The sequence below is a fragment of the Crossiella sp. CA198 genome (genome assembly GCF_052078295.1).
GTDB lineage: Bacteria > Actinomycetota > Actinomycetes > Mycobacteriales > Pseudonocardiaceae > Crossiella.
The window spans coordinates 41265-63620 of sequence record NZ_JBQJIM010000017.1 but is presented as its reverse complement, the minus strand read 5'-3'; the positions used below and the strand labels follow the sequence as shown (position 1 = coordinate 63620).

Annotated in this window: 18 protein-coding genes; 4 read left to right on the top strand and 14 right to left on the bottom strand. The window is 69.6% G+C overall.

What is annotated here, in order from left to right:
• Nucleotides 1-24: 24 nt before the first annotated feature.
• The 6 genes from glmM to ACTOWY_RS27405 all read right to left on the bottom strand — a co-directional run bounded on the left by glmM (nt 25) and on the right by ACTOWY_RS27405 (nt 4909).
• Nucleotides 25-1362 carry a phosphoglucosamine mutase gene (gene glmM / locus ACTOWY_RS27430; RefSeq protein ID WP_441312501.1) on the bottom strand — a complete coding sequence of 446 codons (1338 nt, stop codon included), beginning with the start codon at nt 1360-1362 and terminating at the stop codon, nt 25-27.
• 103 nt (nt 1363-1465) lie between these two features.
• Entirely contained in the window at nt 1466-2044 is a 579-nt protein-coding gene (gene rpsI / locus ACTOWY_RS27425; protein ID WP_441312500.1) for a 30S ribosomal protein S9, read from the bottom strand.
• A gap of 32 nt (nt 2045-2076) precedes the next feature.
• Nucleotides 2077-2520 (bottom strand): 50S ribosomal protein L13, encoded by a 444-nt coding sequence (gene rplM, locus ACTOWY_RS27420; RefSeq protein ID WP_185000358.1) that lies wholly within the window; start codon nt 2518-2520, stop codon nt 2077-2079.
• Between the two features lie 289 nt (nt 2521-2809).
• A complete protein-coding gene (locus ACTOWY_RS27415; RefSeq protein WP_441312499.1) occupies nt 2810-3907 on the bottom strand; it encodes an MAB_1171c family putative transporter in 1098 nt (365 codons plus the stop codon).
• 17 nt (nt 3908-3924) lie between these two features.
• Nucleotides 3925-4443, bottom strand: a complete 519-nt coding sequence (locus tag ACTOWY_RS27410; protein ID WP_185000362.1) for a hypothetical protein — start codon at nt 4441-4443, stop codon at nt 3925-3927.
• Nucleotides 4444-4456: 13 nt separating this feature from the next.
• Complete coding sequence (locus tag ACTOWY_RS27405) at nt 4457-4909, bottom strand: helix-turn-helix domain-containing protein (protein ID WP_247755584.1); 453 nt, start codon at nt 4907-4909, stop codon at nt 4457-4459.
• Nucleotides 4910-5077: 168 nt separating this feature from the next.
• Here ACTOWY_RS27405 and ACTOWY_RS27400 point away from each other — a divergent pair, with 168 nt between their 5' ends.
• Both ACTOWY_RS27400 and ACTOWY_RS27395 read left to right on the top strand, forming a co-directional pair.
• Nucleotides 5078-5695 (top strand): GGDEF domain-containing protein, encoded by a 618-nt coding sequence (locus tag ACTOWY_RS27400; protein ID WP_441312498.1) that lies wholly within the window; start codon nt 5078-5080, stop codon nt 5693-5695.
• Between the two features lie 60 nt (nt 5696-5755).
• Entirely contained in the window at nt 5756-8953 is a 3198-nt protein-coding gene (locus ACTOWY_RS27395) for a BTAD domain-containing putative transcriptional regulator (protein WP_441312497.1), read from the top strand.
• A 53-nt stretch (nt 8954-9006) separates the two neighbouring features.
• Here ACTOWY_RS27395 and ACTOWY_RS27390 read toward each other — a convergent pair whose 3' ends face one another.
• The 5 genes from ACTOWY_RS27390 to eccCa all read right to left on the bottom strand — a co-directional run bounded on the left by ACTOWY_RS27390 (nt 9007) and on the right by eccCa (nt 16013).
• Entirely contained in the window at nt 9007-9288 is a 282-nt protein-coding gene (locus ACTOWY_RS27390) for a WXG100 family type VII secretion target (protein WP_441312496.1), read from the bottom strand.
• A 62-nt stretch (nt 9289-9350) separates the two neighbouring features.
• Nucleotides 9351-9665 (bottom strand): WXG100 family type VII secretion target, encoded by a 315-nt coding sequence (locus ACTOWY_RS27385; protein WP_441312495.1) that lies wholly within the window; start codon nt 9663-9665, stop codon nt 9351-9353.
• A 132-nt stretch (nt 9666-9797) separates the two neighbouring features.
• Nucleotides 9798-10232 (bottom strand): hypothetical protein, encoded by a 435-nt coding sequence (locus ACTOWY_RS27380; protein ID WP_441312494.1) that lies wholly within the window; start codon nt 10230-10232, stop codon nt 9798-9800.
• A gap of 5 nt (nt 10233-10237) precedes the next feature.
• Nucleotides 10238-11983: a type VII secretion-associated protein gene (locus ACTOWY_RS27375; protein ID WP_441312493.1), complete on the bottom strand. Its 1746-nt coding sequence runs from the start codon at nt 11981-11983 to the stop codon at nt 10238-10240.
• A gap of 13 nt (nt 11984-11996) precedes the next feature.
• A complete protein-coding gene (gene eccCa, locus ACTOWY_RS27370) occupies nt 11997-16013 on the bottom strand; it encodes a type VII secretion protein EccCa (protein ID WP_441312492.1) in 4017 nt (1338 codons plus the stop codon).
• Nucleotides 16014-16256: 243 nt separating this feature from the next.
• Between eccCa and eccD the strand changes: the two genes are divergently transcribed.
• Both eccD and mycP read left to right on the top strand, forming a co-directional pair.
• Nucleotides 16257-17633, top strand: a complete 1377-nt coding sequence (eccD, locus tag ACTOWY_RS27365) for a type VII secretion integral membrane protein EccD (protein WP_441312491.1) — start codon at nt 16257-16259, stop codon at nt 17631-17633.
• 11 nt (nt 17634-17644) lie between these two features.
• Nucleotides 17645-19075, top strand: coding sequence for a type VII secretion-associated serine protease mycosin (mycP, locus tag ACTOWY_RS27360; protein ID WP_441312490.1), 1431 nt, complete (start codon nt 17645-17647; stop codon nt 19073-19075).
• Between the two features lie 78 nt (nt 19076-19153).
• On the opposite strand, the gene ACTOWY_RS27355 is transcribed toward mycP, so the two are convergent.
• The 3 genes from ACTOWY_RS27355 to eccB form a co-directional block, all read right to left on the bottom strand.
• Nucleotides 19154-20260: a WXG100 family type VII secretion target gene (locus tag ACTOWY_RS27355; protein ID WP_441312489.1), complete on the bottom strand. Its 1107-nt coding sequence runs from the start codon at nt 20258-20260 to the stop codon at nt 19154-19156.
• The gene (locus ACTOWY_RS27350; RefSeq protein ID WP_247755573.1) at nt 20257-20577 is read right to left on the bottom strand and encodes a hypothetical protein; all 321 of its coding nucleotides are present in this window, start codon (nt 20575-20577) and stop codon (nt 20257-20259) included. The genes ACTOWY_RS27355 and ACTOWY_RS27350 overlap by 4 nt, the downstream gene beginning before the upstream one ends.
• An 82-nt stretch (nt 20578-20659) precedes the next feature.
• On the bottom strand, nt 20660-22222 hold the full coding sequence (eccB, locus tag ACTOWY_RS27345) for a type VII secretion protein EccB (protein WP_441312488.1): 1563 nt from the start codon (nt 22220-22222) through the stop codon (nt 20660-20662).
• Nucleotides 22223-22356: the final 134 nt, after the last annotated feature.

Below are 22356 nucleotides of genomic sequence, written 5' to 3'. Positions count from 1 at the left end.
CCCGCACCCTAGCGCGGCGGCCGATCAGCGCACCGCGGAAACCACCCCGGCCAGCCGCTGGGCCGCGTCCTGGGCGGCGTCCTGGCTGGGCGCCTCCACCATCACCCGGACCAGCTGCTCGGTACCGGAGGGGCGCAGCAGCACCCGGCCGTTGCCCGCCAGCTCGGCCTCGACCGCGGCCACCGCCTCGGCCACCGAGACAGCGTTGGCGACCGCGGCCTTGTCGGTGACCTTGACGTTGATCAGCACCTGCGGCAGCCGGCGCATCACGCCGGCCAGGTCGGCGAGGGACTTGCCGGTCAGGGCCATCCGGGCCATCAGGCGCAGCGCGGTGAGCAGGCCGTCGCCGGTGGTGGCGTGTCCGGGCAGCACCACGTGGCCGGACTGCTCGCCGCCCAGGGTGTAGCCGTTGGCGCGCAGCTCCTCCAGCACGTACCGGTCGCCGACCGCGGTGGTGCGCAGGTGCACGCCGTGCTCGCGCATGGCCAGGTGCAGGCCCAGGTTGCTCATCACGGTGGCGACCAGGGTGTCCTCGGCCAGCTCACCAGCGTCCTTCATGGCCAGTGCCAGCACGGCCAGGATCTGGTCGCCGTCGACGACGTTGCCGTCGGCGTCCACGGCCAGGCAGCGGTCGGCGTCGCCGTCGTGCGCGATGCCCAGGTCGGCGCCGTGCTCCAGCACGATCTTGCCGAGGCCGTCGATGTGGGTGGAGCCGCAGTTCTCGTTGATGTTGAGGCCGTCCGGGTCCGCGTGCACCGCGATGACCTCGGCGCCCGCCCGGCGGTAGGCGTCCGGGGCGACCGCGGCCGCGGCGCCGTTGGCGCAGTCCACCACGACCTTGATGCCCTCCAGGGGCTGACCGGTGGCCAGCAGCAGGTGGTCCACGTACCGCTGACCGGCGTCGGCGATGTCCCGCACCCGGCCGACCCCGGCGCCGGTGGGCCTGCCGGCCGTGGTGTCGGCGAGCTTGGCCTCGATCTCGTCCTCGACGGTGTCCGGCAGCTTCAGCCCGCCCGCGGCGAACAGCTTGATCCCGTTGTCCGGCATCGCGTTGTGCGAGGCGGAGATCATCACGCCCAGGTCAGCGCCCAGCTCGGCGATCAGGAAGGCCACCGCTGGGGTGGGCAGCACGCCGACCCGCAGCACGTCCGCGCCCGCCGCGGCCAGGCCCGCGGTGACCGCGGCCTCCAGCATCTCGCCGCTGGCCCTCGGATCCCGGCCGACCACCGCGATCGGGCGGTGCGAGCGGTCGTGTTCGGCCAGGACCTGCGCCGCCGCGGCGGCGATGGAGAGCGCTAGCTCCGGGGTCAGGTCAGCGTTGGCGAGTCCGCGAACGCCGTCGGTGCCGAACAGTCGAGCCATGACGGGGGGTCCTCCGGGAACTGGGGGCGGCGGATGACAAAAAAGCGGGAGCAGCTCTCCGTATACGGATAGCTGCTCCCGCTGGTTGCCTTGCGGCGGTAAATCAGCGCTTGCTGTACTGAGGCGCCTTACGGGCCTTCTTCAGACCGTACTTCTTGCGCTCCTTGACCCGAGGGTCACGAGTGAGGAAGCCGGCCTTCTTCAGCGGGGGACGGTCCTCGCTGTCGACCTCGATCAGGGCGCGGGCGATCGCCAGGCGCAGCGCGCCTGCCTGGCCGGAGGGGCCACCGCCACGCAGGTTCCCGAAGATGTCGAAGGCCTCGACCTTCTCCAGGGTCACCAGCGGCTCCTTGATGAGCTGCTGGTGCACCTTGTTCGGGAAGTAGTCCTCAAGGGTCTTGCCGTTGAGGAGGAACTTGCCGCTGCCCGGCACCAGGCGGACCCGGACCACGGCTTCCTTGCGACGGCCGACGGTCTGGACCGGCTTGGACAGCACGGGGATCGTGCGGACCGGAGCGGCGTCCTCGTCGGTGTCGCTCTCCTCGGCGGCAGCCTCGTCGGACTCGGTCACCTCGGCGGCGACCTCCTCCGCGGACTCCTCGACCTCGGGCGCGACGGCGTCCTCGACGACCTCGGCGGCAGCGTCGAATTCCTCGACGGCTGCGGTCTCTTCAGTGCTCACGCTGGCTTCCTCGAAGTTCTCGTCGGCCGCGGTCACTGGGCGACCTTCTTGATCTCAAACGGCTGCGGCTGCTGGGCCGCGTGCGGGTGCTCCGGGCCGGCGTAGACCTTGAGCTTCTTGCCCATCGCGTTGCCGAGCTTGTTCTTCGGCAGCATGCCCTTGATGGTCTTCTCGACCAGCTTGGTGGGGTGCTTGTCGATCATCTCGCCGAACGAGCGCTTGCGCAGACCGCCCGGGTAACCGCTGTGGCGGTACACGAACTCCTGGTCGCGCTTCTGGCCGGTGAGGGCCACCTTGTCCGCGTTGATCACGATGACGAAGTCGCCGGTGTCGATGTGCGGAGCGAAAATGGGCTTGTGCTTGCCGCGCAGCAGAGTCGCGGCGTGGGTGGCGAGCCGGCCGAGCACCAGGTCCTGGGCGTCAATGACGTGCCAGGTGCGCTTCACCTCGCCGGGCTTCGGGCTGTACGTGCGCACGGGTCTACCTCGTCGTCCTCACATCACGGGATGTCACTGCGGTGATGCGTTTGAGCTGGAGGACCAACTCGAAAACGCGCGGCGGACCCTAGTCGCACCGTATACCGCACAACAGCGGATCAGGTTACCCGCTGGCCCTGCGTAGGGTCAAAACGGCCGCTAACGGGCGTCGTGATCCGGACTGCACAGGTGTGACCGGGCCCGACCAGTGTAGATGACGCCGGAGATGATCCTGACGGGTGGGGGCGCTCCGGCCGGTGAGCAGCGTCACCGGCCGTTCACCGCTGGTTCAGACGGTGGCGGGGGCCCGGCGCAGCTCGGTGGCGAGCGCGAGCAGCTCGCGCACGTCGTCGTCCAGCCCGTCCCCGGCGGGCAACGCCAGCGACATCGCCTGCGTGGCCACCTCGGTGCCCTCGGCGTGCGCGCGCAGCCCGGCCCGCAGCGCCTCGGCCAGCGAGAGCGCCTCGGACTCGGCGCGCACGTGCGCGAGGTAGGGGCTGATCCGCACCAGCCCGTCCCGGCATTCGATGACCCGCCGGTAGTAGCGGCGGTGCACCCCGCGCAGGCTCAGCGCGTCCCACACCGGCCGCACCGGGCCGCGGGTCAGCGAGTCCTGCGGGAAGGCCCGGTGCAGGGTGGTCCACAGCGGCCGGAGCTGGTGGTAGACGCGCAGATGCTGCCACCACACCCGGAGCGCGGCCAGCCGCATCAGCACACCCGGGTAGCTCACGCCGATGATGAACATCAGGATGCCGGGGAAGAGGATGAAGGTGGACAGCGTGCGGGTCCAGTCCGGCATCGGCACGCCCGCCCACATCAGCGCGACGGTCAGGCAGGTGCCGCCCGCCGCGGCGATCAGCAGCACCTCGCCGATCGAGGTGATCAGCAACCCGGTGCGCAGCCTGCCGGTGGCGCCGCGGGCGTAGCGGCGGGTCCAGCGCAGCGCCACGGCCACGCCGTAGGCCAGGTAGGCGTCGGCGAAGAGGTAGAACCCGGCCACGGTGGCGATCGAGTAGCCGCCAGGCCCCGGATCGGCCGGCGCGGAGAAGGTGACCGCGGCCAGCCCGGCCAGGCAGACCAGCAGCGGCAACGCCTGCCACCAGGCCCGCACCCTGGCCCGCGCCGGATCCAGCGCGGTGAACATGAAGAACAGCACCAGGGTGTAGATCACCGTCATCAGCAGGCTGTACTGCGCCCAGCTGTAGAAGATGACCGCGATGGTCGGTTCCGCGGTGCTGCCGGCCAGCAGGCCCAGTGGGTAGGCGAACCCGGCGGCGATCAGGCAGACCGTCACGATCCGCAGCGAGCGGTCGTGCGGGGCCCGGCTGAACTGGTAGAGCTTCCAGAACAGGGCGCCGTAGAGCAGCACGCCCTGGAGCACGGTCATGACGATGGTGGTTGGGTTCACAACCAGCCCAGCCGGTCGCCGAGCGCGTTCTCGATCCGCTTGGTGGGCACATCGGCGGAGTCGCCGGGCGCGACCCGGTCCAGCACCGAGGCCCATTCCAGGATGATCGTCGCGACGGTTTCCGCCTCGAGTTCCTGCGAGTCGTCATAGCTGGTGCGGCGCAGCGCCCTGCGCACCGCGTCCGGCTCGATGTCCGGGTAGAGCGCGGTCAGCATCGGGTCGTCATGCCCCTCACCGCTGCGGTGGCCGGCCAGGAGATGGCCGAGTTCGTGCAGGATGATGTGGTTCTGGTGCGATTTGGTGGTGCGTTCCTGGTACAGGATGTAGTCGGCCGTCTCGGTGGCGATCCACACCCCGAAGGGCCCCGGCACCGGGATCGGGTGCGCCACCAGCCGGATCGGTTTGCCGCGCCGCTCACCCACACGACGGCACAGTTCGGTGACGTCCAGCGGTGGGCGGATGTCCAGTTCGTTGAGCAACCGCCGGCACCGACGTCGTAGATCGCGTTCCCGCACGGGACCGCCCCTTTCACCCGCCCGCGTTCTCGCCCCGCTCGGCCTGTTCGAGCCGGTAGACGACGTCGAGCAGGTCCATGACCTGTCGGCGTCCCTGTGGAGAAAGTTCTCCAGCGCGCATGGCCATGAGCTGCGCCTCACTGCTGCCCGCGAGCTGGCGAAGCCTGGTCCGCTCTTCCTTCAGATCGGCCAACTGGCGATCGACCCTATCCGTAACCTCGTCATCAAAGAAGTAGCTGACAGGAACTCCGAAGAAACCTGCCAGCGCTTGCAGATGCTTGAAGGTCGGATTGTCCTTGTTTCCCTTGCGTAGCTGCCAGATGTAACTCTGCGAGATCGTCACACCACTGGCCGTGATGGCAGCAGCTACATGCTCGTTGCTGTACTCCTGCCCCGCCCTCGGCGCCGACACGGCGAAGAGGTGGTTCAGCTTGCCGGCCAGGCTCTGACCTGCCCGCTCAGCCATGGGGCCTCCCCTGGACCACTTCGAATATTTTACTGATAGAAAGGGCCATACGGGTGACGGCTTTTTCCTCAGTTGAAACCCTGGTACACCAACCATAGACTTCGGAAGTGACCAAGCTCAACCGTCATCCAGCAGGTTGACGACCGCAACAGGTGCCCGGCATGCGAGATGAACTCGGTGGGGGTCGATCCGGCGATGTACTCAGGAACCACTGCTGACACAGCCCACGGCCTCAGCTGTCACGCCTGCGGCCAGCCGTACGGTTACTGGGCGACGGATCCGCTCACCGGATTGCTCGACCGCAGGGGCTGGGCCGAGCAGGCGCCCGCCGCGCTGCACCACGCGGGACAACGGGAAAGCGTCCTGCTGGTGGTCGACCTGGACCGGTTCAAACTGGTCAACGACGAACACGGGCACCTGGCCGGGGACTCGGTGCTCCAGGCGGTTGGGCAGGTCTTACGGTCTGTCGCCCACGACAGCGGTATCGCGGCGCGATACGGCGGTCACGGCGGCGATGAGTTCCTGGTCTTGTTCCCGGCGAGCGACCGGCAACGGGCGATAAGGGCAGCGCGCCGGATCCGGGCCAAGATCAGGGAAATGGCCGTCCCGGTGATCTCTACCGACGGGAGGCCGGTAGTGATCACTGGGATGGCCGCCTCAATAGGCGTCGCGGTACACACCCCCGACGCAGGCCACGACCTGATGTCCCTGGTCCGCCGCGCCGACGCCGCGGTCCTACAGGCCAAACGCAGCGGCCGCGACCAGATCGCGCTGGCCGGCGACTGACCCAGGTCACCCGGCACCAACTCTGGTTAGCATCACAGCATCTCGACAGGGGGGCTGTTGATGAGACCTGTATTCGGCGTGCTCGGCCCACTGCTGACACCGGCCGGCACGATCAGCGCGACCAAGCACCGGATCCTGCTGGCCAGCCTGCTGGTCCGCACCGGCGAGGTCGTGTCGGTCGAGGAACTGACCGGTCATCTCTGGGAGTTCAACCCGCCGGACCGGCCGAAGGCGGCGATCCAGACATATGTGAAACGGCTGCGGCAGGCACTCGGCGCGCCGACGATCCGGACCTCGGGGCGAGGGTATCTGGCGGATGTGTCACCTGAGTCGGTGGACGTGTTCCGGTTCCGGGAGTTGGTGCGGGCCGCCGACGGCGCCGGGGTGGCGCGGCGGGCGCGGCTGCTCGAGGAGGCGCTCGGGTTGTGGCGCGGTCAGGCGTTCGCGGACGCGCCGTCGCCCGCCCTGCGGGAGGCCTACGGCGTCCAACTCGCCCAGGAGCGCCTGCACGCGCTGGAATCCCAGTTCACCACGGGCCTGGAACTGGGCAGGGACGGGGATCTGGTCGCCGCGCTGCGCGCCAGCACTGCGGAGCACCCCCTGCACGAGGAGTTCTGGGCCCAGCTGATGCTGGCCCTCTACCGCGCCGGCCGCCAGGCCGAGGCCCTGGATGTCTTCGCTGAGGCAGGCCGGGTCCTGGCCGCCGAACTCGGCGCCACACCAGGTTCCCGGCTGCGGGAATTGCACCAGCGGATCCTGACCGGGGACGGCGCACTCGCACCACCCGCACGATCCCGCTCCGTCGTGGTGCCATCCCAGCTACCCCTGGACGTCCCCGACTTCGTCGGCCGCACCGAGGTGATCAACGAGATCACCGGTCTGCTGGCGGCCCCGGCCCCGGTGGTCATCTCCGGCCCGCCCGGCGTTGGCAAGACTGCCCTGGCGATCCGGCTCGGCCACACCTTGCGCGTGGACTTCCCGGACGGGCAGCTCTACGCCAACCTGCGCGGCTTCGCGGCCGGCCCACCGGCCACCGCGGACCAGGTGATGTCCCAGTTCCTGCGCGGCCTCGGCGTGCCCCAGGACGGCATCCCGGCCGAGCCGTCCGCGCTCGCCGCGCTGTACCGGGAAACACTGGCCGGCCGCCGGATGCTGCTGGTCCTGGACAACGCGGCCACCGCCGCCCAGGTCAGTCCGCTGTTGCCGGGCGGTGACACCGCGGCGACCCTCATCACCAGCCGCAACGAGCTGCCGGAGGTGCCCGCCGCCCAGCACTTCACCCTCGACGTGCTCACCGGCGCGGCAGCCCGCGAACTGCTGGTGCGTTTGCTCGGCCGTCCCGCGTTCGACAGCGCCGCGAACGCCGCGGCGGAACTCGCCGAACTCTGCGGGCACCTGCCACTGGCGATGCGCATCGCCGCGGCCAACATCGCTGATCACAACACCGGAATCGCCCAGTACGTCGACGTGCTGCGCGCAGAGAACCGCGTCGGCGCGCTGTCGGTGACCGGCGATGAGCTGGCCGCGGTGGGAGCGACCTTCGACCTTTCCCACCAGGCCCTGGGCCCGGCCGTTCAGCGGTTGTTCCAGGTGCTGAGCGTGGTGCCCGGTCCCGATTTCACCGTGCACACCGCCGCCGCGCTGATCGGCTCCACCGAACCGGAGGCGGGGGAACTTCTCACCGAACTCACCACCGCGAACCTCATCCAGCAGCACCGCGACCGCTACCAGTTCCACGACCTGATCCGTCTGTACGCGAACACCAAGCTCCAGTCAGCGGACGCGAATTCCGCCCTGGACCGCCTTTACGAGTTCTTCCTGCACACCACCAGCTCGGCCGCGGAAATCCTGTTTCCTGGCACCGTACGACTACCGGTACCTCCAGCGCGATTCGAATCAAAGCTGCCGCCCATCACCACCAAGGAATCGGCCCACGACTGGATGTCGAATGAACGGGTCAACCTGGTCGACGCCGTGCGAACCGTGGCAGAGTCTCCGCGCGCGCACTACACCTGGCTCCTCGCGGACGCGCTGCACGTCTACCTGGATTCCTACCGACACAGCCTCGACCACGCCGCCTGCTTCCAGATCGGCCTGAGCGAGGCGCGCCGACGAGCGGAGATCGAGGCTGAGGCCGCCATGCTCTACGGAATCGGCGAGGAGGCGCTGAACAGCGGAAACTACACCCCTGACAGCACCTACCTGGAACAGGCCCGCGAGATCTACCGCGCGACCGGAAATCTAGAAGGCCAAGCTTCGGCAACCAACAGTCTGGCCACCTACCACCTTCACCACGGAAGTATCCGAAAAGTAGAAGAATGTTTCCGCGAGGCATTGGGAATCTGCATCGAAATTGGCCACAAAGTCGGTCAAGCATTCACCACCGCCAACCTCGCGGTCGCCTGTCACAAAAGCGGACGACTCGCGGAGGCACTGGAGCTGGCCCGCGCCGGAAAAAAGCTCTGCGAGGAACTCGGGCTGGACAACCAACGAATCCTATGCCAGATCAACGCGGCCACCTACTTAATTGAACTCGGCTCCTTCGCTACAGCAAGAGAGCTGCTAGAATCACTCAGAAATTCGAGCGAGGACCGGCAATTTCCAGAATCGAACATTCTCATCCTGGAAAGACTGGCTCAGGTTGAACTTGCCCTGGGCGAGCTGAAATCCGCAAGCGCACACGCAACAGACGCAGCAGCCCTGGCCAGAGAACACAACATCCCTTGGCTGGAGTGCCGCAGTCAACTCGCCATCGCCGCCACCCTGCTCGCCCGGAACAACTTCTCGGAGGCATCGATAGCCTGCCACGAAGCAGCCCGGATCGCCCGGTCACATCACTATCGCGAAGGCACCTTGCTGACCGAGCTGAACCTGGCCCTGGTCGCACACACCCAGAAGCAGGAGGCCGTGGCGCTCGCCCACGCCGACCGCGGCAGACAACAGGCGGCGGAGTGCGGATTCGACCTACTGCTCAGCCAGTTCCAGACGATCACCGCTTCGATCGAGCTGGCCCGGGGAGACCTGGAACGCTCTCGGGCACTCGCCACTGAGGCGCGGGAAAGCCATCAGCGAACCGGGCATCGGCCCGGCGAGGCACAGACTGTGCTGCTGTTGGCCCGGAATGCGGAAACCAGTGCAGGGTGGGCAACCGCGGAGCCGCTCTATCGGGACGCGCTGACTCTGTTCGAGGAGATGGGCACACCTGCGGCAGCCGAGGTCCGTGAACTGCTCGCCGAGCGCGATCTTCGGCGGACATGACTTGGCCCCGAGGCGAGATTCCCTCGGGGCCAGAAGTCAGATCAGAACCAGGGTCACCAGGAGCCGGCGGCCGACTGCTCGTTCTGCTGGTAGGAGTCGCGGGCGGTGCCCAGCGCGATGCCCATGCGGTTCAGGATGGCCTGCAGCTTCTCAGCCGACTGGTCCCATTCCTTCTGGCGGGCCTGGTACGCCTCGGCCGCGGCGCCTTCCCAGGTGGCGACCAGCGGGGCCAGGTTGGCCTTCAGGTCGTCGAGCTTGCTCTGCATGTTGGTGGCGGCCCGCTGGCAGCCGGTCTGACCCTCGCCAATCTGCGCGAAATCGACGGCAATTTCCACTGTAATCCCCTTATGACAAGTCTGGCTGGCGTGCTAAATGCGAAGAGTTCAGCGACGGAAAATCAGAAGTCGAGCCCGGCCGAGATACCCGACATGGACTGGGCGTGCTCTTCTTCCTGCGCGACGTAGTCACCGGCGGACTTCTTGAGCTGCTCGCCGATCGCCTGGAGGGCCGCGTTCAGCTTCTCCGTCTCAGTGCCCCAGTCGGTCAGCAGCTTGTTGAAGGCAACCGCCGCGCCGCCCTTCCACGCGCTCTGCAGCGGCTCGAGGCCGGAGCGCAGCGTGCGCAGCTCGCCCACGACCTCCGCCTGGATCTTCTCGACGTCGACGGCTGCCTTGCCCATCGCTTCGGCATCAAGACCGTACTTGCTAGCCATTGGGGAACCCCCTGGGTTGGGTCGTTCTTGTCGGACATCGTTGTGACGCTGACACTGCCATGGTCGGTTCCATCGCGTTGTCAGGTTTCCGGAAGCCGTTGCGACAGTAAACGTCGCGGGGCGGACCGGGGGTCAGTAGAGGATTTGCTCCTGGGAAAAGTCCTCGTCATCGCCGGTGCGGCGGGGATTTTGCATTCGGGATGGCCAGGCGTTGGCACCCTTTGTTTGCTTTTGCGTTCCCCGTTCGGGGGATGGTTCTGGGGGTGGGGCCAGTAATTGTTCGCCATCGGGAAGGTCTTCGACCGGGAGGCGCTGGGCGGTGCGGAAGTCGGTGGCCTGGGTGCGGGCTCCCGGCTTGGTGAGATCCTCGCGGGCCGGGGTGAGCTGACCCTTGCGGATCTGCTCGGTCAGGTCGCGGGTCTGGCCGCGGAAGGTGTCGCTGTGTTCCCTGGCCTCGGTCGCGGCGCGGCCGCCCCGGTCGACGGCGGCGTTCACCTCGGCCCGGAAACGGGCGATGACCTCGTGCACCGGTACCTGATCCCCCATGACGCTGTTGCCCTTCCGCACCGCTCTCAACCTGTGACCGACAGGGTGGCGACCACCTGTTCGCAGCTCGCGCGCACCCGTTCCCGTCCTCCGGCCGAGGACTGGCAACCGACCGTGACCTGGGCCCTGCCCTGGAAGACCACGTAGAAGTCCACTGTCGCATCACCGGCGGTGCGCCGGTAGTAAACGACGTCCTTTCCCGCGAAGCGGTGACTCTGGTTGAACCCGGAGTAACCGTCGGCCTCGACCTTCTGGTACTCCGACCGGAGTTCGCTCAGGGCGCGGTTACGGTCCGTGGTGCTGTCGTAGGTCAGCGCGCGTTCCTCCACCGCCACCACGTCCGGGCCGGTGGTCTCGCCGTCCGGGCGGAGCTGGACCTTGCGGGTCGGGCCGTCGCCACCTGCCTGGTACCAGCCCTCGGGCAGGCTGAACCGGTAGCTGTACTGGGCGATCTGCTGGCCGGACGGGGTCTGGCTGGTCGGGGTGGGGGTGCCGCTGGTGCTCGCCTGGGGGTTGCCGGTGGTCGTCAGGGCGACGGTGATGGCCACCGCGGCGACCGCCGCGACCACCGCGCCGCCGATCAGCCAGGGGGTCTTGGAGGTCTTGGCCGGGGCGGGGGGCGGCGGTGGGGGTGGGGTGTAGTGCGGTTGTGGGGGCAGGCGTGGGGGTGGGGGTGGCTGGGGTGGGAGGTTGGCGGTGCGGTGGGGGTCGGCGGCCACGGCACGCAGGGCGCCGCGGGCGACCACGGTTTCCGGCTGGTCCAGGGTCGTGGGGACTATTCCGGTGGCTTCGTGCACCAGGCGGGCCACCAGTGGGATCCGGCTGGAGCCGCCGACCAGGAAGACCGCGCTGAGCTGGGCCGCGGTCAGGCCGGCGGTGTGCACTGTGGCCTGGACCAGTTCGGCGGCCCTGGCCAGCGGGGTGTGGATCAGGCGTTCCAGATCCGCCCTGGTGACGTGCGCGTCCGGGAACGGGGGCGGCAGCGGCACGTCGGTGTAGGCGTGCCGGGAGAGGGTTTCCTTGGCGCCGCGGACGTCCTGGCGCAGCACCCGCCTGCGCCGCCGGTCGGCCAGCTCCCTGCCCTCGACCAGCGAGCGCCAGCCGTCCGGGTCGACCGCGCTGACCAGCACGCCGACGTGTTCGAGCAGCAACTGGTCGATGTCCGCGCCGCCAAAACCGGGATCGCCCCTGGTGGCCAGCACCTGGAAGGACTCGCCCTGCCTGCGCACCACGCTGGCGTCCACCGTGCCGCCGCCCAGGTCGAGCACGGCCAGCGCCGCCCCGTCGGAGAGCACGTGGCCCGCCGAGTGGAACACCGCCGCGGCCACCGGTTCCGGCACCAGCACCAGCTCGTTGGCCAGCCGGTTGCCCGCCTGGCGCAGCACCCTGGTGCGGATGGCGCCCCAGTCCGCGGGATGGGTGAGCACCAGCAGGTCCACCGGGGCCCCGCCGGCCAGCCGCCTGGCCTCGGTGACCGCCCTGGCCAGCACCGCGCGCACCACGTCCAGCACCGGCAGCACCGCGCTGCCCAGCAGCAGCTCGCCCTCGTCGATCCGGCGCTTCGGGTTCGGCTCGTAGCGCGAAGGGTCGACCGCGGCCTGCCGTTCGGCCTCGTGACCGACGAACAGGGTGCCGTCCGCGGCGGCGTACACCGCGGACGGCATCACCGAGTCGGCGCCGTCCACCACCACGAGCTGCGGTTCCCGTCCGTCGACGGACACCGCGACACAGGTGCTGGACGTCCCGAAGTCGATCGCGACGCGCAGGCTCAACGAGCCCTCACTCTCAGTCTCCTGGCAGGTAGGCGACCTGAACGAGCGCCTGACCGGCCTTGCGGCTGACCAGGGTGCCGCGTCCCGGCGGCATCTGGGACGGTTTCACGTTGCCCAGCAGCGCGCCCTCGTCCCGGTTGCCGCTCATCACGATGCCCGGACTGGCCTGCTCGCGCATCTTGCCGATGATCGGGTCGAACATCGCCCGGCTGGCGCCGCCGGAGTTGCGCGCCAGGATCACGTGCAGGCCGACGTCCTTGGCCTGCGGCAGGAACTCCGAGAGCGGGGCCAGCGGGTTGTTGCCCTGCGGGGCGACCAGGTCGTAGTCGTCGACGATCAGGAACAGCTCAGGGCCGGTCCACCAGGACCGGTTCTTCAGCTGCTCCTGGGTGACATCCGGTCCGGGCAGTCGCTTGGTCATCGACGCCTTGATGTCGTTGACCATGCCGCCGAGCTGGTTGGACGAGGCCGCGTAGGCCAGCAGCAGCTCGTCGGGGACGAACCCGAGCATGGTGCGCCGGTAGTCGACCATGATGATCCGGGCCTGCTTGGGCGTATACCGGTCGCAGATGCCCTTGGTGATCGCGCGCAGCAGCGCGGTCTTGCCGGTCTCCCGCTCGGCGAAGGCCAGGAAGTGCGGCTCCGCGTCGAAGTCCAGGTACATCGTGGCCAGCTCGTCCTCGTTGATGCCGATCGGCACCATGTGCCGCGGCAGCTCCGGGTTGACCTGGAGTTCCTCGTAGTGGAGCACGTCGGGCAGCATGCGCACCCGCGGTGCGACCGGACCCCGCCAGGCGGCGGTGACCTTCTGCGCCGCGTCCGCGATGCCCGCGCCGACATCCTCGGTGGAGGGCATCGCGTCGATCCGCGGCAGCGCCACCAGGAAGTGCAGCTTCTCCACGGACAGACCGCGGCCGGGCCGGTTCTGCGGGATGTTCACCGCGACCCGGCGGTCCACCTCGGACTCACTCGGGTCACCCAGGCGCAGCTCGAACCGGGTGCCGAGCAGGTCCTTGAGCGCGGGCCGGATCTCCGCCCAGCGGGTCGCGCCGATCACCACGTGCACGCCGAAGGACAGACCCTGGGAGGCGATGCTGACGACCTGCATCTCCAGGTTCTCGAACTCCTGCTTGAAGTTCAGCCAGCCGTCGATGACCAGGAAGACGTCACCGTAGAGGTCGCCGGGGATCTCCCCGCGCCGCTTGCGGTTGCGGAACTCCACCATCGAGTCGATGCCGAGGTCGCGGAAGCGCTGCTCGCGCTCGTTCATCAGCGAGGTGACCTCGGCGATGGTCCGGCGCACCTTGTCCGGGTCCAGTCGCCCGGCCACCCCACCGACGTGCGGCAAGCCCTGCAGCGAACCCATGGTGCCGCCACCGAAGTCGAGGCAGTAGAACTGCACCTCCTGCGGGGTGTGCGTGAGCGCCATGGACATCACCAGGGTGCGCAGCACCATCGACTTGCCCGACTGCGGGCCACCGGCCACCGCCATGTGCCCCGCACCGCCGGACAGGTCGGCCCACAGCAGGTCCCGGCGCTGCTCGTACGGCTTGTCCACCACGCCGATCGGCACCGTCAGCCGCCCGTTGCCGAAGAAGCCGGGCGAGGTGAGCCCTCGGTCCTCGGTCGGGGCCAGCATCGGCAGCAACTGGTCCAGGGTGGGCGGTTCCACCAACGGCGGCAGCCACACCTGGTGCGGTTTGGGGCCCTGGTTCTTGGTGCGCTGCACCACGATGTCCAGCTCGGAGGGCTCCACCGGGGCGTCCGGCTTCTTCTCCTCCTTGGGCTTGTCCATCGTGACCGGCCGCACCGGCTCCTTCGGGATCTCCACGAAGTCCGGCACGAACAGCTTCGGCCTGCGGTCGCCGCCGACCGGCGCGGAGGTCTGCACGGCCTGCATGCCCGGCGGGCGGTACGGGCCGGAGACGTAACAGGCCTTGAACCGGATCATCGGTTCGGTCGCGCCGTACTTGAGGTAGCCCGAGCCCGGGATGGACGGCAGCTCGTAGGCGTCCGGGACGCCGAGCACCGCGCGGGATTCGGAGGCGGAGAAGGTCTTGAGGCCGACCCGGTAGGACAGGTGGGTGTCCAGACCGCGCAGCTTGCCCTCCTCCAGCCGCTGCGAGGCGAGCAGCAGGTGGATCTGCAGCGAGCGGCCCAGCCTGCCGATCGCGACGAACAGGTCGATGAAGTCCGGCTTGGCCGAGAGCAGCTCGGAGAACTCGTCGATGACGATGAACAGCGCGGGCAGCGGGTCGAGGTCGGCGCCCTTCTCGCGCGCGGCCTCGTAGTCCCAGACGTTCTTGAAGTTGCCGCCGTTCTTCAGCGACTCCTGCCGCCGGTTCATCTCACCGGCGATGGCATCGCGCATCCGGTCGACCATGGTGAGGTCGTCCGCCAGGTTGGTGATGACCGCCGCGACGTGCGCCGCGCCGTCCAGCCCGGCGAAGGTCGCGCCACCCTTGAAGTCGATCAGGATCAGGTTGAGCTGCGCCGAGGAGTGCGTGGCCATCAGGCCCAGTACCAGCGTGCGCAGGAACTCCGACTTACCCGAACCGGTCGCGCCGATGCACAGGCCGTGCGGGCCCATGCCGCCGACCGCGGCCTCCTTGATGTCCAGCTCGACCGGCTGACCGAACTCGCCGACGCCGAAGGGCACCTTGAACCGGTCGCTGATCGGCTTGGGCCGCCAGGCCTGGGCGATGTCGAAGGTCATCGGGTCACGCAGGCCGAGCAGCTCGAACAGGCCCACGTTGGAGCTGAGCAACGGCTCGTCCTCGTTGGCCTCGCCACCGCCGGTTGCGGTGCGGTACGGGGACAACCGCCTGGCCAGCGCCTCGGCCTCGGCCACGCTCAGCGCGTCCGGCGCGCCGAACCACTCCACCCCGCTGGCACTGCGCGCGCCGAGCCGGGTGGGCTCGACGACCAGGCGCAGGCCGCGCCGGGAGGCCAGCGAGCCGAGGCTGTCGGAGAGGTCGAGCAGCGTGACGCCGGTGAACCCCTCCGTCATCAGGATGTTCTCTTCCCTGGTGACGTCGCCGTCGTCGATGACGATCACAATGTGCGGCTCGTCGGTGCTCGGCGGCGCGTTGCGGGTGAACCGCTGGCGGTCCCGCAGCGGCTGCTCGAGCTGGTCCAGCCACTCCTCGATCTGGGCCAGCGAGCCCGCCATCATGCGCAGCTGGCCGATGCCGTCGACCAGCTTGGGGTGCTGGGCGTGCGGCAGCCACTTCGCCCATTCCCACTCGGCCTTGGTCTTGCCGGCGGTGACCACCGCGATGAGCAGGTCCTCCGGGGTGTGGAAGGTGGCCAGCTGGGCCAGCATGGCCCTGGCCAGCGGCCGGGTCAGCTCCCGCTCCCCGTGCAGGCTGATCGCGGCGAACCCGCGCATGGTGATCGAGATCGGCAGGTCAGGCACCAGCGAGTGCGCGCGCACGAAGCGGCGCAGGGCCAGCGTGGAGATCGGCTCCAGCTCGTCGACCGGGCCGGTCTGCGGCGGGACCAGGCGGGTGGCCAGCCGCTGAGTGCCGACGCAGATGCGCACGTGCACGAAGTCCGGGTCGTTGGCCCGGCGCTCCCACATCCGGCGGCTCTTCTTGGCCGTGAGCGACCACAGCATCTTCGGGTCCGGGTGCACCCACTCGCGCTCGGCGCGCTGTTCGGCGATGGCCTCCCTGGCCCGCTGCCGCATCTGACCGAGGTAACGCAGGTAGTCCTTGCGGTCCTCGTTCATCTCGGCCTTCTTCTGGCCCTTGCCGCCCCCGCCCATCCCGCCACCGGCCATCATGCCGATGGTCGAGATCAGGAACATGCCGCCGAAGAGCAGCGACTGGGGGTTCTTGCCCCCGGTCTGGAACATGAAGATCATCATGCCGACCGAGGCGACGATCATCACGAACGGCAGCACCTTCATGAAGATGTTGCCGGGGATGACCCTGGGCACCTCGGGCGGCGGCTCCAGGTGAACCTCGCCGCCGGGGGGTCGCGGCGGGCTGAGCCGCGGCGAACGCTTGAACTGAAGCGTGCTCACCGAACGGATACCTCTTAGTCGCTCGTCATCGGCCAAACCGGTGCACCCGCCACCCGGACGGGGGCCCAGGGAGACTTTCCTACCCCATTCCGCCCGAACCCGGGGTGCCGGGAACATCGGTGCGGCCATACTAGGGGCGCTCACCGACCGCTAGGGCCAGTTCGGGCAATGCGCCCCGAACCGGGTACGAATGACGCGGCACGAGCCGAGACCGACCCAAGTACACGAGCAAGGGGGCGCCTGGTGGCGACCGGGACGACGGTGTTCAGCCGAGTGACCGTGGTGGCACCGCGAACGCGCATCGACGTCGCGCTTCCCGCGGATGTCGCGGTGGCCGACCTGCTGCCGATGCTGCTGGAGATGGCCCAGGAGAACAGCCCGGACGGTGGCGTGCGCCACGGCGGCTGGTGCCTGGCCAAGATCGGCCAGGACCCGCTGGAGCCGGGCCGCACGCTGGCCTCGCTGGCCGTGGTCGACGGCGACATCCTGCAGCTGCGCCGGCGGGTGGAGAACCCGCCCAAGGCGCTCTACGACGACGTGGTCGACGCCATCGCCGACGCCGACCCGGACAGCTTCCGGGCCTGGGACGCCGACACCGCGCGCCGCCTCGGCCACTGGGCCGGCGGCCTGGCCTTCATCGCCGCCGCGGCCACCGTGTGGCTGGCCGGCGCCGCCTTCCCGCTGGCCGCCGCGATCACCGCGGGCGTGGCCGCGGTGGTGTCGGTGATCGTCGGCGCGGTGGTCGTGCGCTCCTACTCCGCGCCCACCACCGGCATCATCATCGCCGTCACCGGCGGACTGCCGATGGCCTTCGTGGCCGGGCTCTACGCGGTGCCGGGGGTGCCTGGCGCTGCCAACCTGCTACTGGCCTTCGCGCTGGTCGCGGTGGTCGGCGGCGCGGCGCTGATGGTGATCGGCGCGGGCGTGTCGGTGTTCATCGCCGCGGTCACCGTCGGCGTGATCGGCCTGCTGACCTCCACCGTGGCCATGTTCGTGGACTACCCGCCGCACGGCTTCGGCGCGGGCGCGGCGGCGGCCGCGCTGGTGGTGCTGTCCACGCTGCCGCAGATGACCATCAAGATGGCCAAGATCCCGCTGCCGCACGTGCCGAGCAACGCCGAGGACCTCAAGGAGGACCAGGGGTTCCCGGACTACGAGGTGATCGAGCGGCGCGCGGGCCTCGCCCACGAGTACATGACCGGCATGATCATCGGCTGCGGACTGATCGCGGCCGGTGGCGCGACGCTGGCCAGCACGATGCCGAAGTTCTGGGGCCCGATCTTCGGCGCGGTGGTCACCGCGGTGCTGCTGCTGCGTGCCCGCACCTACGCCAACGGCAGCCAGGCGGTGGCGCTGCTGTCCACCGGCATCCTGTCCGCTGGCGGGCTGCTGGTCGGCTGGATGCTCACCGCCAGCCCGTTCGGCCAGCTGCTGTGGGTCTTCGGCACCCTGGTCGTGCTCGCGGCACTGGGCCTGGTGCTCGGCGTGGTGTTCCCGACGCAGCGATTCTCCCCGCCGATGCGCCGCTCGGTCGACGTCGCCGAGGCGATCTTCATCGCCGCGGTGCTGCCGCTGGCGCTGGCCGTCATGGAGCTGTACTCCGCGATCCGGCACATGTGATGGCGCGGCGGATGCGCTGTGCCGCGGCGCTGACCGGCGTCACGGCCACCTTGCTCGCGCTCAGCCCGTTCTCGGTGGCGCAGGCCCAGCAGCCGACGACCTCGGCCGCGGCCCAGCCGGATGACGTGTTCCCGAAGCCCCCGGCTCCGGGCGCGCCCGCCGGGTTCGCGCCCGCGGTGCGGGACATGCCGTACGAGCAGAAGCAGAACTGCATCGTGCCCGGCAACAACGGGCTGACCGTGGAACCCCGGCCGTGGGGCCAGATGGTGCTGCAGTTCGAGAAGGCCTGGCGTTTCGCCACCGGCAAGAAGCAGAAGGTCGCGGTCATCGACACCGGCGTCAACCCGCACCCGCGGCTCAAGGGGCGGCTGGAGGGCGGCGGCGACTACGTCCAGGAGGGCAAGAACGGCACCGAGGACTGCAACGGCCACGGCACCCTGGTGGCCGGGATCATCGCCGCGGACAACGACGACAGCACCGAGGGCTTCAAGGGCGTCGCGCCGGACGCGAAGATCCTGGCCTTCCGCCAGACCGACCCGTTCTGGAAGGCCAAGGACACCAGGACCGGGCAAGAACGCTCCGCCGGCAGGCTGGACACGCTGGCCCAGGCCATCCGCCGGGCGGCCGACGACCCCGAGGTCACGGTGATCAACATCTCCGAGACCATCTGCGGTCCGGTCGGCTCACTGGCCGACCAGGCCACGCTGCGCGGCACGGTGCGGTACGCGGTGAAGACCAAGAACAAGGTCATCGTGGTCGCGGCCGGGAACACCTCCGAGGGCGACGAGTCCAGCAGCTGCAAGCAGAACAACTCGCCGGGCCGGGCGAACGTGGTGGCCAGCCCCGCCTTCTTCGACGACGACGTGCTCACCGTCGGCGCGGTCACCTTCGAGGGCGAGCGGGCCACCTTCTCCATCGGCGGCCCGTGGGTGGACATCGCCGGGCCGGGCACCAAGATCACCTCGCTGGACCCTGGCAAGGGCGCGACCAAGCTGGCCAACCGGATGCTGGACAACGGCGGCAAGCCCACCGAGATCCAGGGCACCAGCTTCGCCGCGCCGTACGTGGCCGGGGTGGCCGCGCTGGTGCGGGAGCGGTACCCGGACCTCAGCGCCTACCAGGTGATGTCCCGGTTGCAGCAGACCGCGCAGCACCCGGCAGGCAAGGGCGGCCGGGACTTCTACCTCGGCTATGGCATGGTCGACCCGATCGCGGCGCTGACCGCGGTGCTGCCGGAGGAGGCGGGCGTCACGCCCATGCCGCCGGTGCGGGACAGCATGCCGCTGAGCCCGCCGGTGGAGAAGAACTGGACGCCCATCGTGGTCGCGCTCGCGGGCGCGGGCGGCGGGCTCGGGTTGCTGTTGCTGACGCTGTTCATCGTGCGCACGGTGCAGCGGGACAAGAGGGCCGAGGAGGAGTCCGCGCTGCGGCCTCTGCACTAGCCCCGGAAACGACAACGGTGGCCGTCCCCAGGTTCGCGGGGGACGGCCACCGTCGTGTGTGGACTGTGGTGTGTGGACTCAGTCCTCGCCGATGACCGGCGGCGCGGCCTTCTTCGGTTTGCCGAACAGCTCGCTGGAGCTGGCCGTGACCCTGGTCTTGGACTTGTGCTCCTGGTCGCCGCCCTGACCGCCGGCACCGCCGCCCATCATGCCGCCCATCGGCATCATCCCGCCCATGCCACCGGCGGCAGGCGCGCCCGCGCCAGGACCGATCGGACCGGCCGCTGCCGCCGCGGCCATCGGACTGGCCGCCGGGCCCTGCACCGCCGCCGCGGCGCCACCGGGGGCCAGCGGCGCGGCAGGCGCGGCGCCGACTCCACCGCCGACCGAGCCCGCACCACCCAGGCCGCCGCCACCACCACCGAAGCCGCCACCACCTCCGCCGGCACCGCCGCCGCCCTTGGCAGCCTTAGTGCCGTCCTCGGTGCCGGTAGGCGGTTTCGGGGCATCGAAGGACCAGTTGGCGGCAGGCATGGTGTGGGTGAGCTTGAGCGTGGCGAAGGCGTCCGCCTGCTCGAAGCCGTCGCACAGGCCGACCAGGGCGGAGAGCACCTGGCGGGCCGCCTCGAAGAGTTCCTTGGTCGGGCGCTGCTGGTCGTCCAGGTACTTCTTGGCCCTGGCCTCGCCCTGCATCGGCACGATCATCGCGGCCGAGATGTTCTCCGCGCTGTCGGCGAGCACCTCGACCAGGTCGCGCACGATCTGGCGCAGGCCGTCCGCGGTGGCGTCCAGCGCGTCGGCCAGCGCGACCATCGCGTCGGAGACGCCTGCGCCTGCCAGGCCGACCTTGCGCATGTGGTCCAGGAAGGCGTCGGAGTCCGCGCCGTCCCACACCGAGTCCAGCCCGCCCAGCGGCCCGGTCACCCTGGCCGAGACGTCCTCCAGGCCGCGGGCCGCGGTTCGCCAGCGGGCGGCCTCGGCGTGCATGTCGTTCCACTGGCCGACCACCGGGCCGAAATATTCCTCGACCGGGTCGGGCACGCCGAGCTGACGGGCCGTGCTGGACAGGTAGTTCAGGTGGTCGTCCAGGCCACGGGCCACCGCCCGGCCGTCCGGCCCGCTGTTGGGCGCGGAGACGGTGAGCGGCTCGGGGTGCGCGCGCAGCGAGTTGAAGTCCATGGTCACCGCCCGCCCTCGGTGCGGCGCAGGCCCGCGGTGCTGTCGAACTCGCCGCCCTTGTAGTGCGTGACCACCTCGCCCAGTTCCACTCCCGCCGAGCGCAGCACCTCGCCAGCCCGGTTGAGCTGACCGCGCAACAACTCCGCGGCCCTGGCGTAGGACTCCGCGCTGCCCACCTCCCGGCCCAGCTCGCCGAAGGCGGCCGGGCCGAGCGGGCTGGTGTTGAGCGAGCCCGCGGCCCGGCCCAGTTCGTCACCGGCCGCCGCGACCTGCTTGGCGTACCCGTTCAGCCAGTCGGTGTCGACCCTGACCTTGCCGGCCATTCCAGCCCCCATTCCCGGTGCTCGTCCGCACCGGTTCGGACGGCGCGCCCGCGTGCCCGGTTCCCGTCCGGACGAAAGCGGCTCAGCCGCCCGCGACCGGATTGGGCGTGGGAATCACCCGGCGCTTGCCGCCGGTCTCGTCCAGCTCCACCGCGTCGAACATCCGGGCGGCGTCCTTCGGGTCCAGGATGGGCCCGGTCGGCAGCGTGCGCAGGATGACCTCGGGCGCCGGCGCGTAGTTGGCGCCAAGGCCCAGACCCTCCGCGGTCTTCTTGTCCGGGATGCCGAAGCGCACCCCGCGGTCGGAGACCAGGAAGATCGGGCCGGAGTTGAAGTTGTTCTCCGAGGTCGCGCTGCGCACCACCGCGGCCTTGCCCGGCGGCATGAAGAACTTGTCGACCTTGTCCCCGCTGCCGTCGGCCTGGGCCAGTTCGACCGGCTTCAGGTTGGGATCCGAGGTGGGCGTGGCGTTGGCCAGGCCGACCCAGGTGGCCGGCTTGTTGTTCTGCACGCCCCAGTTCAGGCAGGTGGTGGTCTGCTCGGAGATCGGCACGATGGTCGGGACGAGCTTCGGGAAGTCCTTCATCTCGACCGGGTTCTGGGTGTTCGGCGCGAGGTTCACATCGGCCAGCGACACCGTCGGCCAGCCGCCGCTGGCGCTGGAGGCGGTCTGCATGAGGTCGGCCACGGCCTGCTGGATCTGCTGCACGCCGTCCTTGAGCAGCAGGTAGTAGGCGTAGCTGGAGTCCGCGCGCTGGGTGCGCACCACATCGCCGACCTTGCGGCCACCGGTCATGGTGTACGCGCTGATGCTGCTGCCCTTGTCCGGGACCTCCAGCGCCTTCAGCTCGTTCACCTCGGGGATCGAGTTGATCAGCGCGGTGGAGGCCAGTCGCGGCGTCGGGTTGCTGATCCGCAGCGCGCTGGTGATCACCTTGTTGGTCAGGTCGATCTTGGCGCGCACCGCGCCCGCGCCGGGCAGGCCCTTCTCCGGGTCGCTGGCGAAGACCAGGTAGGTGGTCCCGGTGGGGGACTTCAGCAGCAGCCCCTCGCTCTCCTTGAGCTTGCGGCCCAGGTTGGTCACACCGCCGAAGACGGTGGTGTCCACCGCGGGCTTCTCGTCCCCGCGCACCGCGCTCTGGTCCACGGTCAGCTGATCGCAGACTCCCCAATCGGGTGAAACAATCTGCTCGCCGGTGGGCAGCAACTCGGGCGCGCCGGGGATGCCGGTGAAAGCGCCCCTGGAGATTCCGGTCAGCGCGGACTCATCCACCGTGCTGGGCGCGGCGCCCGCTCCGGCGCTGCCGCCCTTGGCCACCAGCAAGAGCTTGGCCGAGGCCAGGTTCGGCGTCGCGACCAGCATCCTCGTCGGGCTGTTCATCACCACATACACGGCGCCCGACTGCTTGCTGATCACGATGCCGTCCTCGCTCGGCAACGTGCCCTTGGGGCTGAGGAGGCTGAATACGTAGAAACCCAGCATGCAGACCACGGCGAGGATCGCCCCGACCACGGTCGCGCGTGTCTGGGTACGGGTGGGTTCGTGCAACATCACCGCGTCCTTGCGGACCAGCGCGGATTCCATCCTGCGAATCACGAACTGGTACGCGTGAACCTGGGACTTGGTGGTAGGTGTTGAGGGCATTCTCGGCCTGCTGCTCTCCCGGTCGCGGTACGGTTCGGCACGATAGCCGGTTCGGCGGGTCGCGTGGGTGCGGTTGGGGGAACCCGACACTCCTTCGGCGGAGCCCGGCGCACGTATATCGTCCACCGGCTGCC

Excerpts from the sequence above, each read along its gene's own strand:
- glmM (WP_441312501.1), bottom strand. The coding sequence starts at position 1,362 with ATGGCTCGACTGTTCGGCACCGACGGCGTTCGCGGACTCGCCAACGCT.
- ACTOWY_RS27415 (WP_441312499.1), bottom strand. The coding sequence starts at position 3,907 with ATGACCGTGCTCCAGGGCGTGCTGCTCTACGGCGCCCTGTTCTGGAAG.
- ACTOWY_RS27405 (WP_247755584.1), bottom strand. The coding sequence starts at position 4,909 with ATGGCTGAGCGGGCAGGTCAGAGCCTGGCCGGCAAGCTGAACCACCTC.
- ACTOWY_RS27400 (WP_441312498.1), top strand. The coding sequence starts at position 5,078 with ATGAACTCGGTGGGGGTCGATCCGGCGATGTACTCAGGAACCACTGCT.
- ACTOWY_RS27395 (WP_441312497.1), top strand. The coding sequence starts at position 5,756 with ATGAGACCTGTATTCGGCGTGCTCGGCCCACTGCTGACACCGGCCGGC.
- ACTOWY_RS27385 (WP_441312495.1), bottom strand. The coding sequence starts at position 9,665 with ATGGCTAGCAAGTACGGTCTTGATGCCGAAGCGATGGGCAAGGCAGCC.
- mycP (WP_441312490.1), top strand. The coding sequence starts at position 17,645 with ATGCGCTGTGCCGCGGCGCTGACCGGCGTCACGGCCACCTTGCTCGCG.
- ACTOWY_RS27350 (WP_247755573.1), bottom strand. The coding sequence starts at position 20,577 with ATGGCCGGCAAGGTCAGGGTCGACACCGACTGGCTGAACGGGTACGCC.
- eccB (WP_441312488.1), bottom strand. The coding sequence starts at position 22,222 with ATGCCCTCAACACCTACCACCAAGTCCCAGGTTCACGCGTACCAGTTC.